General features: G+C 64.2%; 17 protein-coding genes. 7 read left to right on the forward strand and 10 right to left on the reverse strand.

Annotation, left to right across the window (positions count from 1 at the left end; all coding sequences use genetic code 11):
• Positions 1-182 precede the first annotated feature (182 nt).
• From GSQ89_RS21025 to GSQ89_RS21050, 6 genes are all read right to left on the reverse strand, one after another.
• Positions 183-500, reverse strand: coding sequence for a non-heme iron oxygenase ferredoxin subunit (locus GSQ89_RS21025; protein WP_158928859.1), 318 nt, complete (start codon positions 498-500; stop codon positions 183-185).
• A 58-nt stretch (positions 501-558) separates the two neighbouring features.
• A complete protein-coding gene (locus GSQ89_RS21030) occupies positions 559-1,302 on the reverse strand; it encodes an SDR family NAD(P)-dependent oxidoreductase (RefSeq protein ID WP_174254903.1) in 744 nt (247 codons plus the stop codon).
• A gap of 13 nt (positions 1,303-1,315) precedes the next feature.
• Positions 1,316-2,098: an SDR family oxidoreductase gene (locus GSQ89_RS21035; protein WP_158928861.1), complete on the reverse strand. Its 783-nt coding sequence runs from the start codon at positions 2,096-2,098 to the stop codon at positions 1,316-1,318.
• A gap of 274 nt (positions 2,099-2,372) precedes the next feature.
• Positions 2,373-3,263: a hypothetical protein gene (locus tag GSQ89_RS21040; protein ID WP_158928863.1), complete on the reverse strand. Its 891-nt coding sequence runs from the start codon at positions 3,261-3,263 to the stop codon at positions 2,373-2,375.
• A gap of 216 nt (positions 3,264-3,479) precedes the next feature.
• Positions 3,480-3,746: an AbrB/MazE/SpoVT family DNA-binding domain-containing protein gene (locus GSQ89_RS21045; protein WP_158928865.1), complete on the reverse strand. Its 267-nt coding sequence runs from the start codon at positions 3,744-3,746 to the stop codon at positions 3,480-3,482.
• A gap of 32 nt (positions 3,747-3,778) precedes the next feature.
• Entirely contained in the window at positions 3,779-4,696 is a 918-nt protein-coding gene (locus tag GSQ89_RS21050; RefSeq protein ID WP_158928867.1) for an amidohydrolase, read from the reverse strand.
• 69 nt (positions 4,697-4,765) lie between these two features.
• On the opposite strand from GSQ89_RS21050, the gene GSQ89_RS21055 reads away from it, so the two are divergent.
• Together GSQ89_RS21055 and GSQ89_RS21060 are read left to right on the forward strand one after the other, a co-directional pair.
• The gene (locus GSQ89_RS21055; protein ID WP_158928869.1) at positions 4,766-6,235 is read left to right on the forward strand and encodes an FAD-dependent monooxygenase; all 1,470 of its coding nucleotides are present in this window, start codon (positions 4,766-4,768) and stop codon (positions 6,233-6,235) included.
• A 65-nt stretch (positions 6,236-6,300) separates the two neighbouring features.
• Positions 6,301-7,719, forward strand: a complete 1,419-nt coding sequence (locus GSQ89_RS21060; RefSeq protein WP_158928871.1) for a deoxyribodipyrimidine photo-lyase — start codon at positions 6,301-6,303, stop codon at positions 7,717-7,719.
• Positions 7,720-7,722: 3 nt separating this feature from the next.
• Here the strand turns inward: GSQ89_RS21060 and rpoD are convergent, their stop codons facing one another.
• From rpoD to GSQ89_RS21080, 4 genes are all read right to left on the reverse strand, one after another.
• Positions 7,723-9,666 carry an RNA polymerase sigma factor RpoD gene (gene rpoD, locus GSQ89_RS21065; RefSeq protein ID WP_158928873.1) on the reverse strand — a complete coding sequence of 648 codons (1,944 nt, stop codon included), beginning with the start codon at positions 9,664-9,666 and terminating at the stop codon, positions 7,723-7,725.
• Between the two features lie 61 nt (positions 9,667-9,727).
• Positions 9,728-11,557, reverse strand: a complete 1,830-nt coding sequence (dnaG, locus tag GSQ89_RS21070) for a DNA primase (RefSeq protein ID WP_158928875.1) — start codon at positions 11,555-11,557, stop codon at positions 9,728-9,730.
• A gap of 12 nt (positions 11,558-11,569) precedes the next feature.
• Entirely contained in the window at positions 11,570-12,028 is a 459-nt protein-coding gene (locus GSQ89_RS21075; protein WP_158928877.1) for a GatB/YqeY domain-containing protein, read from the reverse strand.
• 88 nt (positions 12,029-12,116) lie between these two features.
• Positions 12,117-12,581, reverse strand: a complete 465-nt coding sequence (locus GSQ89_RS21080) for a GFA family protein (protein WP_158928879.1) — start codon at positions 12,579-12,581, stop codon at positions 12,117-12,119.
• A 99-nt stretch (positions 12,582-12,680) separates the two neighbouring features.
• On the opposite strand from GSQ89_RS21080, the gene carA reads away from it, so the two are divergent.
• The 5 genes from carA to GSQ89_RS21105 all read left to right on the forward strand — a co-directional run bounded on the left by carA (position 12,681) and on the right by GSQ89_RS21105 (position 19,424).
• On the forward strand, positions 12,681-14,057 hold the full coding sequence (gene carA, locus GSQ89_RS21085) for a glutamine-hydrolyzing carbamoyl-phosphate synthase small subunit (RefSeq protein ID WP_158928881.1): 1,377 nt from the start codon (positions 12,681-12,683) through the stop codon (positions 14,055-14,057).
• 1 nt (position 14,058) lies between these two features.
• Entirely contained in the window at positions 14,059-14,322 is a 264-nt protein-coding gene (locus tag GSQ89_RS21090) for a hypothetical protein (protein WP_158928883.1), read from the forward strand.
• A 44-nt stretch (positions 14,323-14,366) separates the two neighbouring features.
• A complete protein-coding gene (gene carB / locus GSQ89_RS21095; protein WP_158928885.1) occupies positions 14,367-17,612 on the forward strand; it encodes a carbamoyl-phosphate synthase large subunit in 3,246 nt (1,081 codons plus the stop codon).
• Positions 17,613-17,696: 84 nt separating this feature from the next.
• Complete coding sequence (gene greA / locus GSQ89_RS21100) at positions 17,697-18,170, forward strand: transcription elongation factor GreA (protein ID WP_158928887.1); 474 nt, start codon at positions 17,697-17,699, stop codon at positions 18,168-18,170.
• 57 nt (positions 18,171-18,227) lie between these two features.
• Positions 18,228-19,424, forward strand: a complete 1,197-nt coding sequence (locus GSQ89_RS21105; RefSeq protein ID WP_158928889.1) for a threonine ammonia-lyase — start codon at positions 18,228-18,230, stop codon at positions 19,422-19,424.
• Positions 19,425-19,460 lie beyond the last annotated feature (36 nt).

Raw genomic sequence — 19,460 nt, forward strand, 5'->3', positions numbered from 1 at the left:
GTCACCATGGCCGTATCGTCCCCACCGTTGGCCTCGCCCATGCCGTTGCCTTACCGTCATGGCCGGGCGCGTCCCGGCCATCTTCGCACCGGCGGACGAAGCGCGGATGGCCGGGACACGCCCGGCCATGACGATAGGACAATGGTGAAATCACCGTGGTCGGGGAGTTAGGCATCCTCAGATCATCCCGGGATTTGCACCAGCAGGTCGTCGCCCTCCGCCTTGATGGGGTAGACGGCGATGTCCTCATCGGCCGGGGCGGACATGGCCTTGCCGGTGCGGATGTCGAACTGGGCGGCGTGCAGCGGGCATTCGATGCAGCCGTTTTCCAGCCAGCCGTCCGACAGCAGCGCGTATTCGTGGGAGCAGACGTTGTCGGTCGCGCAAAATTCGCCGCCTGGCAGATGGTAGATGGCGACTTCCTTGCCGCCAGCCCGGACGCCGAGGCATGCGCCCTCCGCCACGTCGCTCTTCGCGGCTACCCGCACCCACTCACTCATCGGTCTCTCCGTTACGTTGATACGGGCAGCATGCCAGGGGATGGCGCCGAGGCCAACCTCAGCCCACCAGTTTTCCGCCGTCGACTGGGATGATCCAACCGGTGGAGGAGGTCAGGTGGACCACCGCGGCCATCACCGCTTGGGCGACTTCGTCGGCCTGGACGACGCGTTTCAGCGGCGTGGTGGCGGCGACCCGCTCGACCATTGCCGTGGTACGCCCGGGGACGAAGGCTGTGTCTACCGCCGCGGGGGATACTGTCAGGACGCGGATTTCCGGCCCCAGCACACGGGCAAGCGACAGCGCCATGGTATCCAGCGCCGCTTTGGAGGCCCCGTAAGCGATGTTGCTGCCGGTGCCGACAATCGCGGCTACGCTGGAGATATTCACGATCACCGCGTCGCCCGACCGTTTCATCAACGGCGCAAATGCTCGTATTGTCGCGAACGGACCCCGCACGTTGGCGGCGAAGATCGAGTCGATCAGGTCGTCGGTCAGCGCTTCCAGATCGGCATGCGGGATCATGCGGGTGAAGCCGGCGGAATTCACCAGCACGTCGCAGCGCCCGTATTCGCGTTCCACGATAGCGGCAGCTTCGCGGATCAGCGGCGTTTCCAGCATCGGGATGCGCATGGCGCGGTGGCCGGAGCCGGGCAGGGACTTGGCAACGCTCTCGGCCTGGTCAGGTTTGCTGTTGTAGCCGACGACGATCTTCGCGCCCGACTGGGCCATGCGGTGTGCAGAGGCCGCTCCGATCGCGCCGCTGCCGCCGGTGATGACGGCGACTTTGTCTTGCAGGTCCATGCTTCGAGCCTTTTCAGAACATCGGCCCGCGATTGGCCGCGCCGCCGTCGATGGTGATGATCGTCCCGGTTGTGTAAGCCGACAAGTCCGAGGCCAGGAACGCGACCATCGTGCCGATTTCCGGGGGTGTGCCGGCGCGGCCCATGGGCAGCGGCTTGGTGTACTCCTCCCACCGGTTTTCATCGCCGAACTGGTTTTGCGCCCGTGTTTTCATCAAGGTCACCAGCCGATCGGTGGCAATCGCGCCTGGGTTGATGCCGACGACGCGAAGACCGTCATCGCCCGCTGAACCACCGAGCGCCCGGGTGAACGCCATCAGCGCGGCGTTGCCGGTGGACCCGGCGATGTAGGTGCGGTCCATCTTCTCGCCGGCCATGCCGAGGATGTTGATGATCACGCCCCGCTTCCGCGTTTTCATTTCGGCGTAAAAGCGGCGGCACATGTTGATGTAGCCGAAGACTTTCAGGTCCCAGGCGGTGCGCCAGCGGTCCTCGGTGATCTGTTGCAGGTCGCCGCCGGGGATGGCGCCGGCGTTGTTCACCAGGATGTCGATATCGGCGTGCTGTTCCGCCAAACGATCGACGTTGCGGCTGTCGGACAGATCGTAGGCATGCACCTGAACGTTGACGTTATACCGGCCGGCAAGACGTTCGCGCGCGGCATCGAGATCAGACTGCGTGCGCGACACCAGAATAACGTTGACGCCCTCGGCGGCAAGACACTCGGCGCTGGCAAGGCCGATGCCCTTGGAAGCGCCGGTGATCAGCGCGGTACGGCCGCGCAGGTTCAGATCCATTGTCGTTCCTCCCGGTTATTGGAAGCGGGATAGAACGGAGAGGCGGTCAGCGCAAATCAGGGCGATGAGACAGCCAGGCCGAGCGGTTTTGCGGCTTTGATCATGTGGCGGTCGAAGGTTGCGAACCGCGTTGCCCGGGAACTGGAGGCCAGATGCAGCGCTTCGGCGAAAATCCATGCCGGCCTGGTGCCATGCCAACGCCTGGCGGATTTTGGTTTCGCCTTGGCGACTATCCGGAGGTTGACGGATACTTCAAATCGCAATAGAATCCTCTTTATGGGAGGCCTTGGCGTTTCATCTCTGCATGTGCCGCATCGGCCATTTGCATTGCCTTAGCAATGTGGGGCGGCAGCACTGAGAATCTTTCGCCGATGATAATGGCGGGATACTCAAGCGGTACATTAGAAACCCCAACGGGCATGCCGGTTAATATCGCAACAGGCGTCTGGGTTCCTCGAAACAGATCAACCAACGCGTTGCCGACATCCGATAGATGCGCTCCTTGCGAACCTGTGCTGTATATAAAGACGCCCTCTGTCGGGTTGTCGGAGGCAAGCCGATATACACCGACTCGTATGCCAGCAATGAAAAATGCATCCCGTAATGAGTTCGCGAACCAGCGAGGTTCTGCTGTTGCATTGTGGATGATGGAAATTTCGGGCAGCTTGCCACGCAACTCTTGAATCAGGTCAAATTGCCTTTGGTCGGTCATGCGGGGCTGTAATCTGGCCTCTAACTCTGTTCGCTTGAGATCGACCTCGGCAGACCTCGCGTTGGCCTCAGCCGCGCGTACTTCTGCTGCTGCGGCCACCTGGACAGCCTCAGCTAATTTAACAGTTGACCGCCTTCGAAGTTCGGTTTGATACCGTCCGTCCATCCTGCCAAACAGAACTTCTCCAACGATACCGATGGCAATGAGGGCGTCCGCCGCCGCTGAGCCCCACCTATTCCACAACGAGTCGTAGGAGGGGTGGACGCTCGCAAGCGCGAATTCTGCTGCAACTGAGACAACCACCACCACGGCGCACCACCATTCCCAGCGCTCGCAGGATGACGACGCGTTTTCTATAGCGTCATCCGTGGCGTTCGTCGTGCCATTCCGCAAACGCCATGCAGGGAATGAATTTGGGGCCGGGTTGGCGCGGGGGGCACTATTGTTCGCCATTGTATTCGCTATCTTTCTCCTGACCAGTTTGTATCTGCAATAACAACTGGAACTGTACCCTCGGCCAATTGTTGTTCGTCGGCAACATCGCCCCCGGCTGGACTGGTCGCCAGTTAGCCCGTCTCATTATCTCCTAGGGCGGCCCCAAAGATGTCCGGGTGAAGCGCCCGCTTGTATTGTCCGAGACCGTCCTTCGCCAGAAGGCGGGCGACGAGGTCAGTATCGATCGTGAGCATGCCGAGCACAGACCTCCGCTTCGATCGCGGCATTCATCTCTTCGACCGTTCGTGCTGGGCCATCGTATTTCAGGCAGCCGGCCACATCTTCCAGCCGTGTGACCCGACCCTTTTTGATCGGCCGCAGAAGGACGCCATCCCCCGTGTCTTCCACGATGAAATCGGTGCCGGGTTCCCACCGATGCAGATCCCGCACCGCCTTGGGCAGGGTGATCTGACCCTTGGAGGAGAGCCGGGTGGTTTCCATGGAAGCAGGTTTAAGACGCGGTAAGACGAATATCAATCAGAGCGGGGAAGCGAGATCCGGTAGAACGCCAACGCGTTCCCAGCAAACAGCTTCCGGCGGTCCTCATCCGGCAGACCCGCCGTGACGTATTTGAACTGGCAATAGATCCAGTCCCAACTCGCCTTCACGCCGTCCACCGGGTGGTTCGAGGCGAACATGCAGCGGTCCACGCCGAACATGCCGATCGTTTCGCGGATCACCGAACCATTGACCTGCAATGTCCACGGCTTGCCCTTCACCGTCAGGCCGGAAATCTTGCACCAGACATGCGGGCACGATGCCAGTGCCTCCATCCCGCGTTTCCACGCTGCCAGTTGTTCCTTGGATCGATCCAGCGGGTATCCGGTGTGGTTCAGGACGATGCGCAGGTCGGGATGTTCGCGGCAGACCTCGGCGGCTTCTTCCAGGTGATACCAAGGCACCCGCAGGTCCCAGGACAGGTTGTATTTGGTCAGCAGGCCGAGGCCCTTGCGCCAAACAGGGTCTTGTAGACTGCGTTTTTCACCGCGCACCGAGTCGTTCGGACCGCTCGCGATTACCGGTTTGGTGCGGATGCCGCGCACCAGCGGATTGGCGGCCTGCGCGGCGATGATGTCCTCGGCATTGGGCGTGTCGACCCAGGCATGCGCGACGATGGCGTTCGGCATGCCGGTCTCGGCGGCGATGCGGGTCAGCCACTCGGTTTCCGCCAATTGCTGGCTGCGGTCCGCTTCGGCCTCGACGTGGACCGTGGCGATGACGTTGTGCAGGGCGGTGTCGCGCCGGTATTCCGCCGGCAGGTAGGTGCGCTGGATGCGGGAATAATCACCGAGCCAGCCATGCTCCCCCGACACGAGCCAGGGGTAGCGGATGGCGGCTTCGAGGTCCCACAGATGGTGGTGAGCGTCGACGATCGGTAGGTCTTTGTCCATGTTGAATAGGTAAGCAGGGATTGGCCGGTTAGGCTACAGTTGGCGGGTTCGAAAGAGCGGAGGAAGTCCATGAGCACGCAGGTTCTGATTGCCGGTGCCGGCCCGGTTGGGCTGACCATGGCGGCGGAGTTGGCGCGTTACGGTGTGTCGGTGCGCATCGTCGAGAAAGCGGCACAGCGGACAGACAAATCCAAGGCGCTGGTGCTATGGAGCCGCACCCTGGAATTGCTGGATCGCTCGGGATGCGGCAGCGCCTTCATAGCCGCCGGCCATAAGGTGGACGCCGCCAACATCGTCGCCGGCAACAAGACCATCGGCCACGTGACCTTCGCCGACGTGGCCAGTCCCTACCCCTACGCGCTGATGTTGCCGCAATCGGAAACCGAGCGCCTGCTGGAGACACATCTGGCCGCCCTGGGGGTCAAGGTCGAACGCCAGGTCGAACTCATGACGTTCGCCGACAAGGGCGATGCGGTCACCGCAACCTTGCGGCATGCCGACGGCCACGAGGAAACACTGCAAACCGCCTGGCTGATCGGCTGCGACGGCGCCCACAGCACGGTCCGCCACACGCTCGGCCTGTCGTTTCTCGGCGATACCCTGCAGACCGACTGGATCCTGGCGGACATCCACATGTCGGGGCTGCCGATACCGGACTCGGAAATCGCGGTCTATTGGCACGAAGACGGCGTGCTGGCGGAGTTTCCGATTGCCCCGGGCCGCTATCGGATCATCGCCGATATCGGTCGCTCGCAAGGCGACCATCCGTCCGATCCGACCCTGGATCAGGTCCAGGCCGTGGTCGATCGTCGCGGCCCCGGCGGTCTGCGCCTGTCCGATCCGATCTGGCTGGCAGGCTTTCGGATCAATGAGCGCAAGGTGAAGGACTACCGATCCGGCCGGGTCTTCGTCGCCGGCGACGCCGCCCATGTCCACAGTCCCGCTGGCGGCCAGGGCATGAACACCGGCATGCACGACGCCATCAACCTGGCCTGGAAACTCGCCCTTGTCTGTCACGGCGCCGGCGGTTCGGAGAAACTGCTCGACAGCTTCAGCGTCGAACGCAGTGCCATCGGTGAGCAGGTGCTCGCCAACGCCGGCCGCCTGACCGCGATCGCCGTGATGAAGAACCACACGGCGCAGATGGTCAGGAACCTGGCCGCCGGCTTCCTGTTCGGCCTGTCGCCGGTGCGGCACCGGATGGCGGACACGATGGCGGAGGTAACCCTGGGCTATCCAGACAGCCCGCTGAACGGTCCGTCCGCGCACGGACTCGGCGGCCCCGCTCCCGGCGAACGGGCAGCGCCGGTTGCTGGACAAACCCCGGTCGGGGCGGGCAGCACACCACGCTTCGCGCTGTTCGCGGCGCCTGGTGAGGCGGTGTCGGCGTTGTTGCAGACGTATCAGAACCTGCTGGAACCGACGGTCAGGCCGCCATTCGCCAGCGGCGGCCTGTGGCTGGTGCGTCCGGACGGCTACGTCGCATGCGTGGCCAAGGATGCCGTGGTCATCGCCGATTATCTGCGCGGTTTCACTTGAAGCGCAGGTGATCCGACGATCGTGTTCATTCGTAGTACGGTGGCAATTTAAACTGTAAGCCGCCCATGACGAATGCCCCCGTGATCGTTTGGTTCCGCAACGACCTTCGGTTGGCCGATCACGCCGCCCTGCACGCCGCCGTCGACTCGGGCCGTCCGGTACTGCCCGTCTACATCTTGGACGACACGGCGGACCGCTGGGCCATGGGCGATGCCTCGCGTTGGTGGCTGCACCATAGCCTCGCTGCCTTGGCCCAGGCGCTGACGGGTGTTGGCAGCCATCTGACCCTCCGTCGTGGCGACAGCGTCGCGACCATCACCGAAATCGCCCGGAAAACCGGCGCCGCCGAGATCTTCACCGGCGGCTCCGCCGACCCTGGCGCTCGCCAGGTAAACCAGGAAGCGGTCAAAGCCCTGGATGGAAAACTCCGCCAGATGCGCACCACGACGCTGTTCCATCCCGACTCGGTGCGCACCAAAACCGGCGCCGCCTATAGCGTCTACACACCGTTCGCCAACGCCTGCCTGGCCTTGGGCGGCCCGAAATTGCCATTGCCCGCGCCGGACAAAATCCCCACCGCGGACGCCCCGAAATCCGACCGCCTGGAAGACTGGAACCTTCTACCGACGAAACCGGATTGGGCCGCCGGCCTGCGCGACACCTGGACGCCGGGTGAGGCCGGCGCGATCGCACGAACCGAAGCATTCCTCGCCCACGGCCTAACCCATTACCCCGATGCTCGGGATCATCCCGCCGACGACGGAACCTCCATGCTGTCGCCACACCTGCACTTCGGCGAGATTTCCGGCGTCCAGCTCTGGCACATGGCCCATCGCCACCAGGCCGGCAAAGGCCGCGAGATGTTCATCCGGGAACTGCTGTGGCGTGAGTTCTGCGCCAACCTGCTATGGAACAATCCCGGCCTGCCCGATGCTCCCCTGCGTCTGGAATTCGAGCGGATGCCCTGGCGCAACGACAAGCCCGGCCGGGTGGCATGGCAAAAGGGCCGGACCGGCGTGCCGATTGTCGACGCCGGGATGCGCCAGCTCTGGCAAACCGGCTGGATGCACAACCGGGTGCGCATGATCGTCGCCAGCTTCCTGGTCAAACATCTGATGATCCCCTGGCAGGACGGCGAGGCTTGGTTCTGGGACACGCTGGTTGACGCCGACCTGGCCAGCAACGCCGGCAATTGGCAGTGGGTCGCCGGCTGCGGCGCCGATGCCGCCCCATATTTTCGGATTTTCAACCCGATCCTGCAAAGCCGGAAGTTCGACGCCGACGGCGACTATATTCGCCATTTCGTCCCCGAACTGGATCGCCTGGGCCCACGCCACATCCACGCCCCATGGGAGGCACCGGCCGAGGCCCTGGCCAATGCTGGCGTTACCCTAGGAAAAACCTATCCGAACCCAATCGTGGACCTGGCAATCGGCCGCGCCCGAGCATTGGAGGCGTACGGCCAAATCCGCTCGCGCGCGTGAAGCCTAGTCGTCCAGGAAGCTCCGCAGCTTCCGGCTCCGGCTCGGGTGCTTCAGCTTCCGCAGCGCCTTTGCCTCGATCTGGCGGATACGTTCGCGGGTCACGTTGAACTGCTGCCCGACTTCTTCCAGCGTGTGGTCGGTGTTCATGCCGATGCCGAAGCGCATGCGCAGGACGCGTTCCTCGCGCGGCGTCAGTGACGACAGCACGCGGGTCGTGGCTTCGCGCAGATTGGCCTGGATCGCCGCGTCCAGCGGGATCACCGCGGCCTTGTCCTCGATGAAGTCGCCGAGGTGCGAGTCTTCCTCGTCGCCGATCGGGGTCTCCAGGCTGATCGGCTCCTTGGCGATCTTCAGGACTTTTCGCACTTTCTCCAGCGGCATGCCCAGCTTGTCGGCGAGTTCCTCCGGCGCCGGCTCGCGGCCGATCTCGTGCAGCATCTGCCGGGAGGTGCGCACCAGCTTGTTGATCGTTTCGATCATATGCACCGGGATGCGGATGGTGCGCGCCTGGTCGGCGATCGAGCGGGTGATCGCCTGGCGGATCCACCATGTCGCGTAGGTGCTGAACTTGTAGCCGCGCCGATACTCGAACTTATCGACGGCCTTCATCAGGCCGATGTTGCCTTCCTGGATCAAATCCAGGAATTGCAGGCCGCGATTGGTGTATTTCTTGGCGATCGAGATCACCAGGCGCAGGTTCGCCTCGATCATCTCCTTCTTCGCACGGGCACTGTCGCGCTCACCGCGGGAGACGGTCATGTAGACCCGGCGGAACTCGGCGATCGGCAGGCTGGCATCGTTCGCGACCGCGCCGATCTGGCCGCGGATCTTGGCGATGTCGTCGGGATGTTTGATGACGAACACCTTCCAGCCCTTGCCGGTCAGCTTGCCGACACGATCCAGCCAGTTCGGATCGAGTTCCGCGCCGCGGTAGTGCTTCAGGAAGTCCTCGCGGTTCACCTTGCAGCTTTCGGCCATGCGCATCAGTTGGCCTTCCAGCGTCGTCAGCCGCTGGTTCAGCAGCTTTAGTTGGCTGACCAGTTCCTCGATACGGTTGTTGTGCAACTGCACCTGACCGACTTTCTCGACCAGTTCCTCGCGGATCTTCTCGTAGCCTTTTTCGGAGCGCGTGCTCATCTCCTCGCCGCTGGTGATGGTCTCCAGGCGGCGATGCTGCATCTTGTGCAGTTTTTTGTACTGGTTCTCGATTTCCTCGAAATTGGCCAGCACTTCGGGCTTCAGCTTCTCCTCCAGCGCCGACAGCGACATGCTGGGGCCGCTGTCCTCATCGTCGCCGTCCATGTCGTCGTTGGCGGCGAAGTTATCCGAACCGCTGGGTTCCACGGTCTCGCCGCCCTCCGCGACCGGCGCACCGGCCACATCGGTGGCTTCCAGGTCGACGATGTCGCGCAGCAGCATCCGCCCGGCCTTGAGCTGCTCATGCCAGGTGATGATCGCCTTGAAGGTCAGCGGGCTTTCGCACAGCCCGTTGATCATCATGTCGCGGCCGGCTTCGATCCGCTTGGCGATGGCGATCTCGCCTTCGCGCGACAGCAGTTCAACGCTGCCCATCTCGCGCAGGTACATGCGCACGGGATCGTCGGTGCGGCCCAGGCTGGCCTCATCGACGTTGCCGGTCTGCTCCTCGGCTTCCTCTTCCTCGGCCTTCTCGACCTTGGCGACCGGCGTCTCGCCGTCCTCGTTCTCTTCGCTCTCGACGACCTGGATGCCCATTTCGGAGAAATTGGCCATCACGTCTTCGATTTGTTCGGAGCTGTTCTGCTCCGGCGGCAGGATGGCGTTCAGCTCATCGAAGGTGATGTAGCCGCGCTCCTTCCCCTTGGCGATCAGCCGCTTTACACCGGCGGCGGTGACGTCCAGCAAGGTTGTCTCGGCATCCTGCTCCGCCGTGGCGGTATCGCCGGCGACCATGGGCTTCGTGGCCATCGCTCAGGGCACTCCTTCATCCGACGGGTCACGGCGCGCGCGTGCCGCGACCCCACATTTATCACACATCGGCGGCACCGACCCCGTCGGGCTCGCCGCTGCGAATTTTTGCCAATGCCTCGACCAGCGCTTTCTGGCGGCGCCACGTCTCCGGCGTCAGGTTTCGGGCTGCATCGGCTTCAGCCAAAGCGACTTCCTCGCGCAGAAGTTCCACATTGAGAAAGCCAAAAATATGCCACCATCCTGATTCCGCCTCGGCTGGCATCGCATCCGACGAGGCGCACGCCGGCAAGGGCATGGGTGCCGCTGCCAGGACGTGCTGAACGTCATGCTCAAATCCAGATTTCGTGAGGTGGTCCATCAGCCCAGCAGAGTCAAGGGTTTCAGCGGATTCGGCCCAATGTTCGATCGCATCGCGCAGCCGGATCAGGGGGGGATCGACCGGCAGGGCATTGTAGGCCTGGGCGACGTCGTTCAGCAAAAATGGGTGCCGCAGCAGGATCGCGGTGAGGATTCGCGCCCGTTCGGCGGTCGCGTTATCCTGGTGCAGCACCGGCCGGGGAATACGCGGGCCGGAGGTCACACCCAACTGCGGACGGCGCTTGTCCCATTGCTGCCCTCGATTTTTCGCGGGGCGGGGCCGGCTGGCGAAGAACCGGTCCAGCAGGGCGCCGCGGTATTCGGCACCCAGCGCCTTATCGCCGATCCGGCCGGCGGTCTCGATCAGGCGGGTGCGAAAGGCCGCGCGCTTTTCCGGCGTGGCGTCGCCGATTTCCCCACGCACCATGTCATACAGCGCGTCGGACGGGGACTGGGCGGCGTCCAGCACCGCCTGGAACGCCGTCGGTCCGCCTTTGCGCACCAGGCTGTCGGGGTCGTCGCCGGCGGGCAGGGTGGCGAACCGCAATGACCGCGCCGGCGTCAGCATCGGCAGCGCCAGTTCCATCACCCGGGACGCCGCCCGCGCGCCGGCCCCATCGCCGTCGAAGCACAGCACCGGCGTGGGCGAGACACGCCACAGTTCTTCCAGTTGCTCCCCCGTCAGCGCGGTGCCGAGCGGCGCGACGGCCGCGGTAAAGCCCGCCTGGGCGGTGGCGATGACGTCCATGTAGCCTTCGACCACGATCAGCGTCCCGCCGTTGCGCACCCCATCCCTAGCCAGGTTCAAGCCGTACAGGTTGCGGCGTTTGGAGAACACCGCGGTCTCCGGCCCGTTGACGTATTTCGGTTGGCCGGCCCCCAGGATGCGACCGCCGAAGCTGATGATCGTGCCGCGACGGTCCAGGATCGGAAACATCACCCGCTGAGAAAACAGTTCGAACGTCCGACCGGTTTCCTCATCCCGGCGAAGCAGCCCCGCATCGATCAGTTGCTCGCTATCCACCCCCTGCCGTGACAACTCCGCCGTCAGCGCGCCGCGTTCGCCCGCCCAGCCCAGGCCGAAACGGATGATCGTCTCCTCCGTCAGCCCCCGGCCCAGCAAATAATCGCGCCCCACTCGGCCCTCGGGCAAACCCAGGCGGCGCTGATAATGCACCTGCACCGCTTCCAGCACCCCGACCACGTCGAGGCGCCGCCGTTCGGCCTCGGCGGCTTCCGGGGTGGGTTTGGGGACCTCCAGACCGGCTTCGGCCGCGAGTTGACCGACCGCTTCCATGAATGCCAGGCCCTGGCTTTGCATGACGAAGGTGATCACGTCGCCATGCGCGCCGCAGCCGAAGCAGTGATAGCCGTCGTCATAGACATAGAAGCTGGGGGTTTTCTCGCCATGGAAGGGACAGCAGCCTTTCCACTGCTTGCCGGACCGAGCCAGCTTCACCCGGCGCCCGATCACCGCCGACAGCGGTGTGCGGGTTCGAAGCTCGTCCAGGAAGCTGGCGGGAAGGGCCATCGCGGCGGCTGGTCAGGCGGACAGGCTGGCTTTGACCATCGGGCCGGCCTTGGCCATGTCCAGGCTGGCGGCGTGTTTGGCTCTCAGCACGGCCATCACCTTGCCCATGTCCTTGATGCTGGCCGCCCCGGTTTCCGCGACGGCGTCGGTGACGGCCTGGCGCATGGCGGCTTCGTCCATCTGGCTGGGGAGGAAGCTCTCGATCACGGCAATCTCGGCTTCCTCCTTGGCGGCGAGTTCCGGGCGGTTGCCCTTCGTGTACAGCTCCACCGATTCACGGCGGGATTTCACCATGCCGCGCAGCATGGCGACGACCTCCTCGTCCGGAACCTGGTCAATGCCCTTGGGACGGGCGGCGATGTCGGTGTCCTTCAGTTTGGCCATGACCATGCGCAACGTGGAGGTCCGAGCGGCGGTCCCGGCTTTCATCGACAGCTTGACCTGTTCGGTGAGGCTTTCTCTCAGGGTCATGGCAGCGCTCCTGCGCGAAAAATTGTCCCTGCACTATAGGCGGTAGCGGGGCGGCAGGCGACGGTCCTGCACGCTGTGCCGCGGTGTTTCAGTCGTTCGGCGTGTCGTGATCCGGATGCTGGCGGCTGACGACCTCTCGCGTGGCATTTTCCGCCGTAGGGCTGTCGGGCCGTTGTCCGGGTGCCAGCAACCCGATCCAGGACAGGCGGGCCTCGGTGCCGAAGTTTTTCGTCATCGGCACCGAGGCCGGGGTATCGAGGCTGCCCGTTGTGACCTCGATCGCGTCGCCATCCAGGTAATGGAACGTTAGCGGCGTGCCGCAGGACGAGCAGAAATGCCGTTCGGCGGCGGAGGAGCTTTGAAAGCTGGCGGGTTGGCCGCGGGTCCAGGTGAGGTTCGCGGTCTTCACCTTGGACAACGCCGCGAAGGGGCCGCCCACGGCTTTCTGGCACATGCGGCAGTGGCAGACGGTCGACTCCGGCGTCTCGAACAGCGCATAGCGAACCGCGCCGCACTGGCATCCGCCGGTCATGGTGGGTTGGGTTTTGTACATCGGTTCCTCCTCTCTCGGCAACGGCGGTGGTGGAAAATATTTCCCAATCTTGCGACGGCGTGGTTGCGGTGGGAAATTACTTCCCTTACATTACCACGCATGGCTATCTCGATCGACCATATCATAGAACGGATGGGTGGGGCGGATGCCGCTGCCCGTTTGGCGGGCGTGGGCACCGAGGCTGTGCGCAAATGGCGTCAGAACGGCGCGATACCGTCGCGTCACTGGCCGGCCGTCAGTGCCGCCACCGGCCTGGTCATGGCCGACCTGCAAACCGATGCCACCAACAAGGCGAGTGCGATCATGCCCGACACGACCGACACTGTGCCTGTTGGCGCCACCGCCGTCCTGGTGCTGGCGGATGGAACCCTGTTCTGGGGCCGCGGTTTCGGCGCGAACACAATGGCAACCGGCCCGGTGGGGGAGGTCTGCTTCAGCACCGGCATGACCGGCTATCAGGAAACCCTGACGGACCCGTCCTTCGCCGGCCAGATCATCACTTTCACCTTCCCGCATATCGGCAACGTGGGCACCAACACCGACGACATGGAGGCCACGACCATCGCCGCCCGGGGCCTGGTGGTGAAGCAGGACATCACCGACCCGTCCAACTGGCGCTCGACCCGGACGCTGCAGGCATGGCTGCTGGCGCAGGGGATTACCGGCATCGCCGGTGTCGATACGCGGGCACTGACCATCCGCATCCGCGACGGCGGTGCTCCGACCGGGGTGCTGGCGTTTCCCGCCGACGGACGGTTCGACCTGCCCGCCCTGCGTGCCCAGGCCGTCGCGTGGCCGGGCCTGGAGGGGATGGATCTGGCGAAGGACGTCACCTGCCGCCAGTCCTACACCTGGGACGAGACCACCTGGGCCTGGCCGAACGGATCGGGCCGGCAAGAAGCGCCGAAGCACCACGTGGTGGCGGTCGATTATGGGGCGAAGCGGAATATCCTGCGCTGCCTGGCCTCGGCCGGATGCCGGGTGACGGTCGTGCCCGCGACGGCGACGGCCGAGGACATTCTACGGCACGAACCGGATGGCGTCTTTCTGTCGAACGGACCGGGCGATCCGGCGGCGACCGGTGAATACGCGGTGCCGGTGCTGCGGCAAGTGCTGGACAGCGGCGTGCCGGTATTCGGCATCTGCCTGGGTCACCAGTTGCTGGCGCTTGCGCTGGGCGCGAAGACCTACAAGCTGGACCGCGGCCATCGCGGCGCCAACCAGCCGGTGAAGGACCTGGCCACCGGCAAGGTTGAGATCACCAGCCAGAACCACGGCTTCGCGGTCGATGCGGAATCACTGCCGGCGAACGCCAAGGTGACGCACGTGTCGTTATTCGACGGCTCCAATGAGGGCATCGCCTCGACCGATCGGCCGGCGTTCTCCGTGCAGTACCATCCGGAAGCCAGTCCCGGCCCGTCCGACAGCCATTATCTGTTCGAACGCTTCGTGGCGATGATGGAACGGCGGACGTGACATGGACATCACCGCCCTGCTGCTGATCACCGCCTTCCGCCACCAGATCAACGAACCGAACATCGAGGCTGGCCACGCTCGGTTCGCGGAACTGGTGGGTCAGGAGATCGGCATCGATACGTTCTGCGATGTCGTCGCGGCCTGTCAGCGCGACGGCCTGATCCGCGAACCGATCCGCCTGCCGGAGGGCGCGCTACAGTGCCACTGGCACCTGGAACTGACCCCGAAAGGGGTCGCCGCGGCCCGTCGGTACCAAGACCAGTAAATCCACCCGCACCCTTTAATTCGTCCTCGCCATAGGCCGCAGACATGCCCAAGCGCACCGACCTCAAATCCATCATGATCATCGGCGCCGGTCCGATCATCATCGGCCAGGCTTGTGAATTCGACTACTCCGGTGCCCAGGCCTGCAAAGCCCTGAAGGCCGAGGGCTATCGCGTCATCCTGGTCAACTCCAATCCCGCCACCATCATGACCGATCCGGGTCTTGCCGACGCCACCTACATCGAACCCATCACGCCCGACGTCGTCGAGAAGATCATCGCGCGAGAGAAACCAGACGCCCTGCTGCCCACCATGGGTGGTCAGACCGCGCTGAACACGGCGATGCAACTTCACGCCAGCGGCGCGCTCGAACGGCTTGGTGTCGAACTGATCGGCGCCAAGGCGGATGTGATCGACCGAGCGGAAGACCGGTTGAAATTCCGTGATGCGATGGCTGAGATTGGCATCGAATCCCCTCGCTCCGCCATCGCCCACACCATCGAAGAGGCTCGGGCCGCGCTGGCGATGACGGGATTGCCGTCCGTCATTCGCCCCAGCTTCACCCTGGGTGGCACAGGCGGCGGCATCGCCTACAACAGGGAGGAATTCGAACAGATCGTCGCCGGCGGGCTGGAAGCCTCCCCCACCACCGAGGTGCTGATCGAAGAATCGGTTCTTGGTTGGAAAGAATATGAGATGGAGGTCGTGCGTGACAGCGCCGACAACTGCATCATCATCTGCTCCATCGAGAATGTGGACCCAATGGGCATCCACACCGGCGATTCCGTCACCGTCGCCCCGGCGCTGACCCTCACCGACAAAGAATATCAAATTATGCGCGACGCCTCGATCGCGTGTCTGCGGAAAATCGGCGTCGACACCGGCGGATCGAACGTGCAGTTTGGCCTGAATCCCGTTGACGGCCGCATGGTCGTTATCGAAATGAACCCGCGGGTGTCGCGGTCCTCCGCCCTGGCGTCGAAGGCGACCGGATTCCCGATCGCCAAAATCGCCGCCAAGCTTGCCGTCGGCTATACCTTGGATGAACTGACCAACGACATCACCATGGTCACGCCGGCCAGCTTCGAGCCCACCATTGACTACGTCGTCGTCAAAATCCCCCGTTTCACCTTCGAGAAATTCCCCGGTACTCCGGCGCTGCTTACGACGTCGATGAAATCGGTCGGTGAAGCGATGGCGATCGGCCGTTCCTTCCCCGAAGCCCTGCAAAAAGGTTTCCGTAGTATGGAAACCGGCCTGTCCGGACTCGACGAGATCGAACCGCCCGGCGACGGCGGACCAGATGCTTTCAGAGCCGCTCTGTCCTCTCCGACGCCCGATCGCCTGCTGATGGCCGCACAGGCCCTGCGCGCCGGCATCAGCGTCGAGGACATCCACGACGCCACCAAATTCGACCCCTGGTTCCTGCGGGAACTGGAACGGATCGTGCTCGCCGAACGTGACGTCGCCGCATCCGGTCTGCCGACCGAGGCGGGTGCGCTGCGGCGCCTGAAGGCCTTGGGCTTCTCCGACAAGCGGCTGTCCCAACTGGCCGGCACAACGCCGGCCAAAGTTGCCAGCACGCGCGCCAACCTGGGCGTCACCCCGGTCTACAAGCGTATCGACACCTGCGCCGCGGAGTTCGCCTCCAAGACCCCCTACATGTATTCGACGTTCGAGGGCGGATACGGCACGCCGGTCTGCGAGGCCGACCCGACCGATCGGAACAAGATCATCATCCTCGGCGGCGGCCCGAACCGCATCGGGCAGGGGATCGAGTTCGACTACTGTTGCGTCCACGCCGCCTACGCGCTGAAAGAAGCCGGGTTCGAGACCATCATGGTCAACTGTAACCCCGAAACGGTCAGCACCGACTACGACACCTCCGACCGGCTGTATTTCGAGCCGCTGACGGAAGAGGACGTCATCGCCCTGGTCCGGCGCGAACAGCAGAACGGCACCGTCCTGGGCTGCATCGTCCAGTATGGCGGCCAGACGCCGCTGAAGCTGTCACAGGCCCTGTCCCGTGAAGGCATCCCCATCCTCGGCACCTCGGCCGACGCCATCGACCTGGCGGAAGACCGCGAGCGGTTCCAGCAGCTTCTGCAACGCCTCGGCCTGCTGCAGCCGGACAACGGCATTGTCCGGTCGGTGGACGAAGCGGTGCAGGTCGCCGATCGCATCGGCTTTCCCGTGGTCATCCGCCCCAGCTACGTGCTGGGCGGGCGGGCAATGGAGATCGTCTACGACCACGCCGGCCTGAACCGCTATCTACGGGAGGCCGTACGCGTCTCCGGCGAGACCCCGGTGCTGATCGACCGCTACCTGAACGACGCCATCGAAGTGGATGTCGACTGCATTTGCGATGGCGAAACCGTCTACGTCGCCGGCGTGATGGAGCATATCGAGGAAGCCGGCATCCATTCGGGTGACTCAGCCTGCTCGCTGCCGCCGTACTCCCTGTCGCCGGCGATGATCACCGAACTGAAATCGGAAACCGAGGCGCTGGCCAAGGCGCTGGGTGTCGTCGGGCTGATGAACGTCCAATACGCCATCAAGGACGACACGATCTACGTGCTGGAGGTCAATCCGCGTGCCTCCCGCACCGTGCCGTTCGTCGCCAAGGCGACCGGCGTGCCTGTCGCCAAGATCGGCGCCCGCGTCATGGCCGGGGCGAAGCTGGCGACCGATTTCAAGCTGGACGACGACTCAATCGCCCCGCACGTCGCGGTCAAGGAAGCCGTCTTCCCGTTCGCCCGCTTCCCCAACGTCGACACCATCCTGGGGCCGGAGATGAAATCGACCGGCGAGGTGATGGGCCTCGATTCCAGCTTCGAGCGTGCCTTCGCGAAATCCCAGCTGGGTGCCGGGATCATCCTGCCGATGGCGGGGCAGGTGTTCCTGTCGATCAAGGATGCCGACAAGAAGGGTCTGCCCGCCCTGGCGCGCCGGCTTAATGAGATGGGGTTTTCGATCCTGGCCACCCGCGGCACCGCTGCCCGCATCCGGGAAGCCGGTTTCCCGGTCACCGTGGTGAACAAGGTCCTGGAAGGCCGTCCGCACTGCGTCGATGCCATCCGTTCGGGCGAGGTGCAGTTGGTGGTCAATACCGCCTCCACCCCGCAATCGGTCGCCGACAGCTTCGCCATCCGCCGTGGTGCCCTGACGCATGGGGTGCCACACTATACAACCTTGGCGGGTGCCAGGGCCGCCGTGCACGCAATCGCGGCATTAAAAGCGGGAACGCTTGAAGTTGCGCCATTACAGTCCTATTTTCGCGGTTCGTTTTGAATCAAGCGCCGCGGTGGGGGACGACCCGGCCGCGGCGGTGTTACGTGATGCGTCCGCTTTGACCGAGGATTGAAGGACCACGCCGTGCAGAAGTTTCCGATGACTGCCCCCGGACTACGGCGGTTGGAAGAGGAGCTCCGGACCCTGCGATCGCAGGAGCGTCCGGCGGTTATCCGCGCCATAGCCGAAGCGCGATCGCATGGGGATCTGTCGGAAAACGCTGAATATCACGCCGCGCGCGAACGCCAGTCGTTCATCGAAGGGCGGATTCAGGAACTGGAGGAGATCGTCGGCGGTGTCGAGGTCATCGATCCATCAACCCTGTCCGGGTCCCAGGTGAAGTTCGGCGCCCACGTCAAACTGGTGGACGAAGAAACCGACAAGGAAGCCACCTACCAGATCGTCGGTGTCTATGAAGCCGACATCAAGGCCCGGCTGCTGTCGATTTCCTCGCCCCTGGCCAAGGCGCTGATCGGCAAGAAAGTGGGCGAGACCATCTCGGTGCCGGCCCCCGGCGGCGATCGGTCGTACGAAATCCTGGAAGTCAGGTTTGTTTGATCAGGCCATTGCCTGCCGTCATCGCCGCGTCCGCATGCCTCTGGGCGAAGGCTCGCGATGATCACGCTTGAGGATATCGAGCAGGCGGCCGGACGGATCGCCGGACGCGTGTTGCGGACGCCGATGGTGCCGTGTCACGCGATTTCGTGCCTGACCGGCGCCGAGGTTGTGCTGAAGCTGGACAATCTGCAAGTGACCGGCGCGTTCAAGGAACGCGGCGCCGCCAATCGCCTGGCAATGCTGACCGAAGCTGAACGAGCGCGTGGCGTGATCGCCATGTCGGCCGGCAACCATGCCCAGGCAGTCGCGCGTCACGCCAGTCTGCTGGGCATCGCGGCCACGATCGTGATGCCGAAGTTCACGCCCTCCACCAAGGTGACCCGGACCGCGTCATGGGGCGCGAACGTGGTGCTGGTCGGCGAAACGCTGGCCGAGGCGGCGGCACACGCGCATGAACTGGCCGCGGCGCAGGCGCTGGTGTTCATCCACCCGTACGACGACCCTGGGATTATCGCCGGCCAGGGCACCATGGCACTGGAAATGCTGCAGGATGCGCCCGATCTGGACGCACTCATTATCCCGACAGGCGGCGGCGGGCTGCTGGCCGGCTGCATGGTGGCGGCCTCCGCATTGCGGCCCGGTATCGCCGTCTACGGCGCTGAGGTCGAAGCCTACGCTGCCATGGCGCAGCGTCTGGCTGGACGGTCGGTATCCGTCGGCGGCGCCACCATCGCCGAAGGCATCGCCGTGCGCGATATCGGTGAAATTCCGTTCGAGATGGTCCGCCGCCGCATCGCCGGTGTCCTTGTCACGCCGGAACGGGCGGTCGAGGAAGCGATCGGCCTGCTGGCCGAGGGCGCGAAGACCGTGGCCGAGGGCGCCGGCGCCACCGGTGTGGCTGCGCTGCTGGCGTATCCGGAACGGTTTCGCGGCAAGAAGGTCGGTGTCGCCATCACCGGCGGCAACATCGACGCGCGCATCCTGTCCAACGTTCTGCTGCGCGACCTGTTGCGCGATGGACGCATTTTGCGGCTGCATCTGCAAATTCCCGATCGACCCGGTGTGCTGGCGGACATCGCCGGAAAAATCGGCGATTCCGGCGGCAACATTATCGAGGTGTCCCACCAGCGTCTGTTCGCATCCTCCTCGGTACAGGCCGCCGAACTGGAAGTGATGGTGGAAGCACGCGACAAAGCCCACGCCAACGCGATTGTCGAGGCGCTGGAGCAAAGCTACATCGTCCGTCAGGTATAAGGCGATGCGCGCGGGATAAGCGCCGCATTTGTTGGA

Origin of the sequence: Acidisphaera sp. S103 (genome assembly GCF_009765975.1) — a bacterium.
In the GTDB taxonomy this organism is placed as follows: domain Bacteria; phylum Pseudomonadota; class Alphaproteobacteria; order Acetobacterales; family Acetobacteraceae; genus Rhodopila.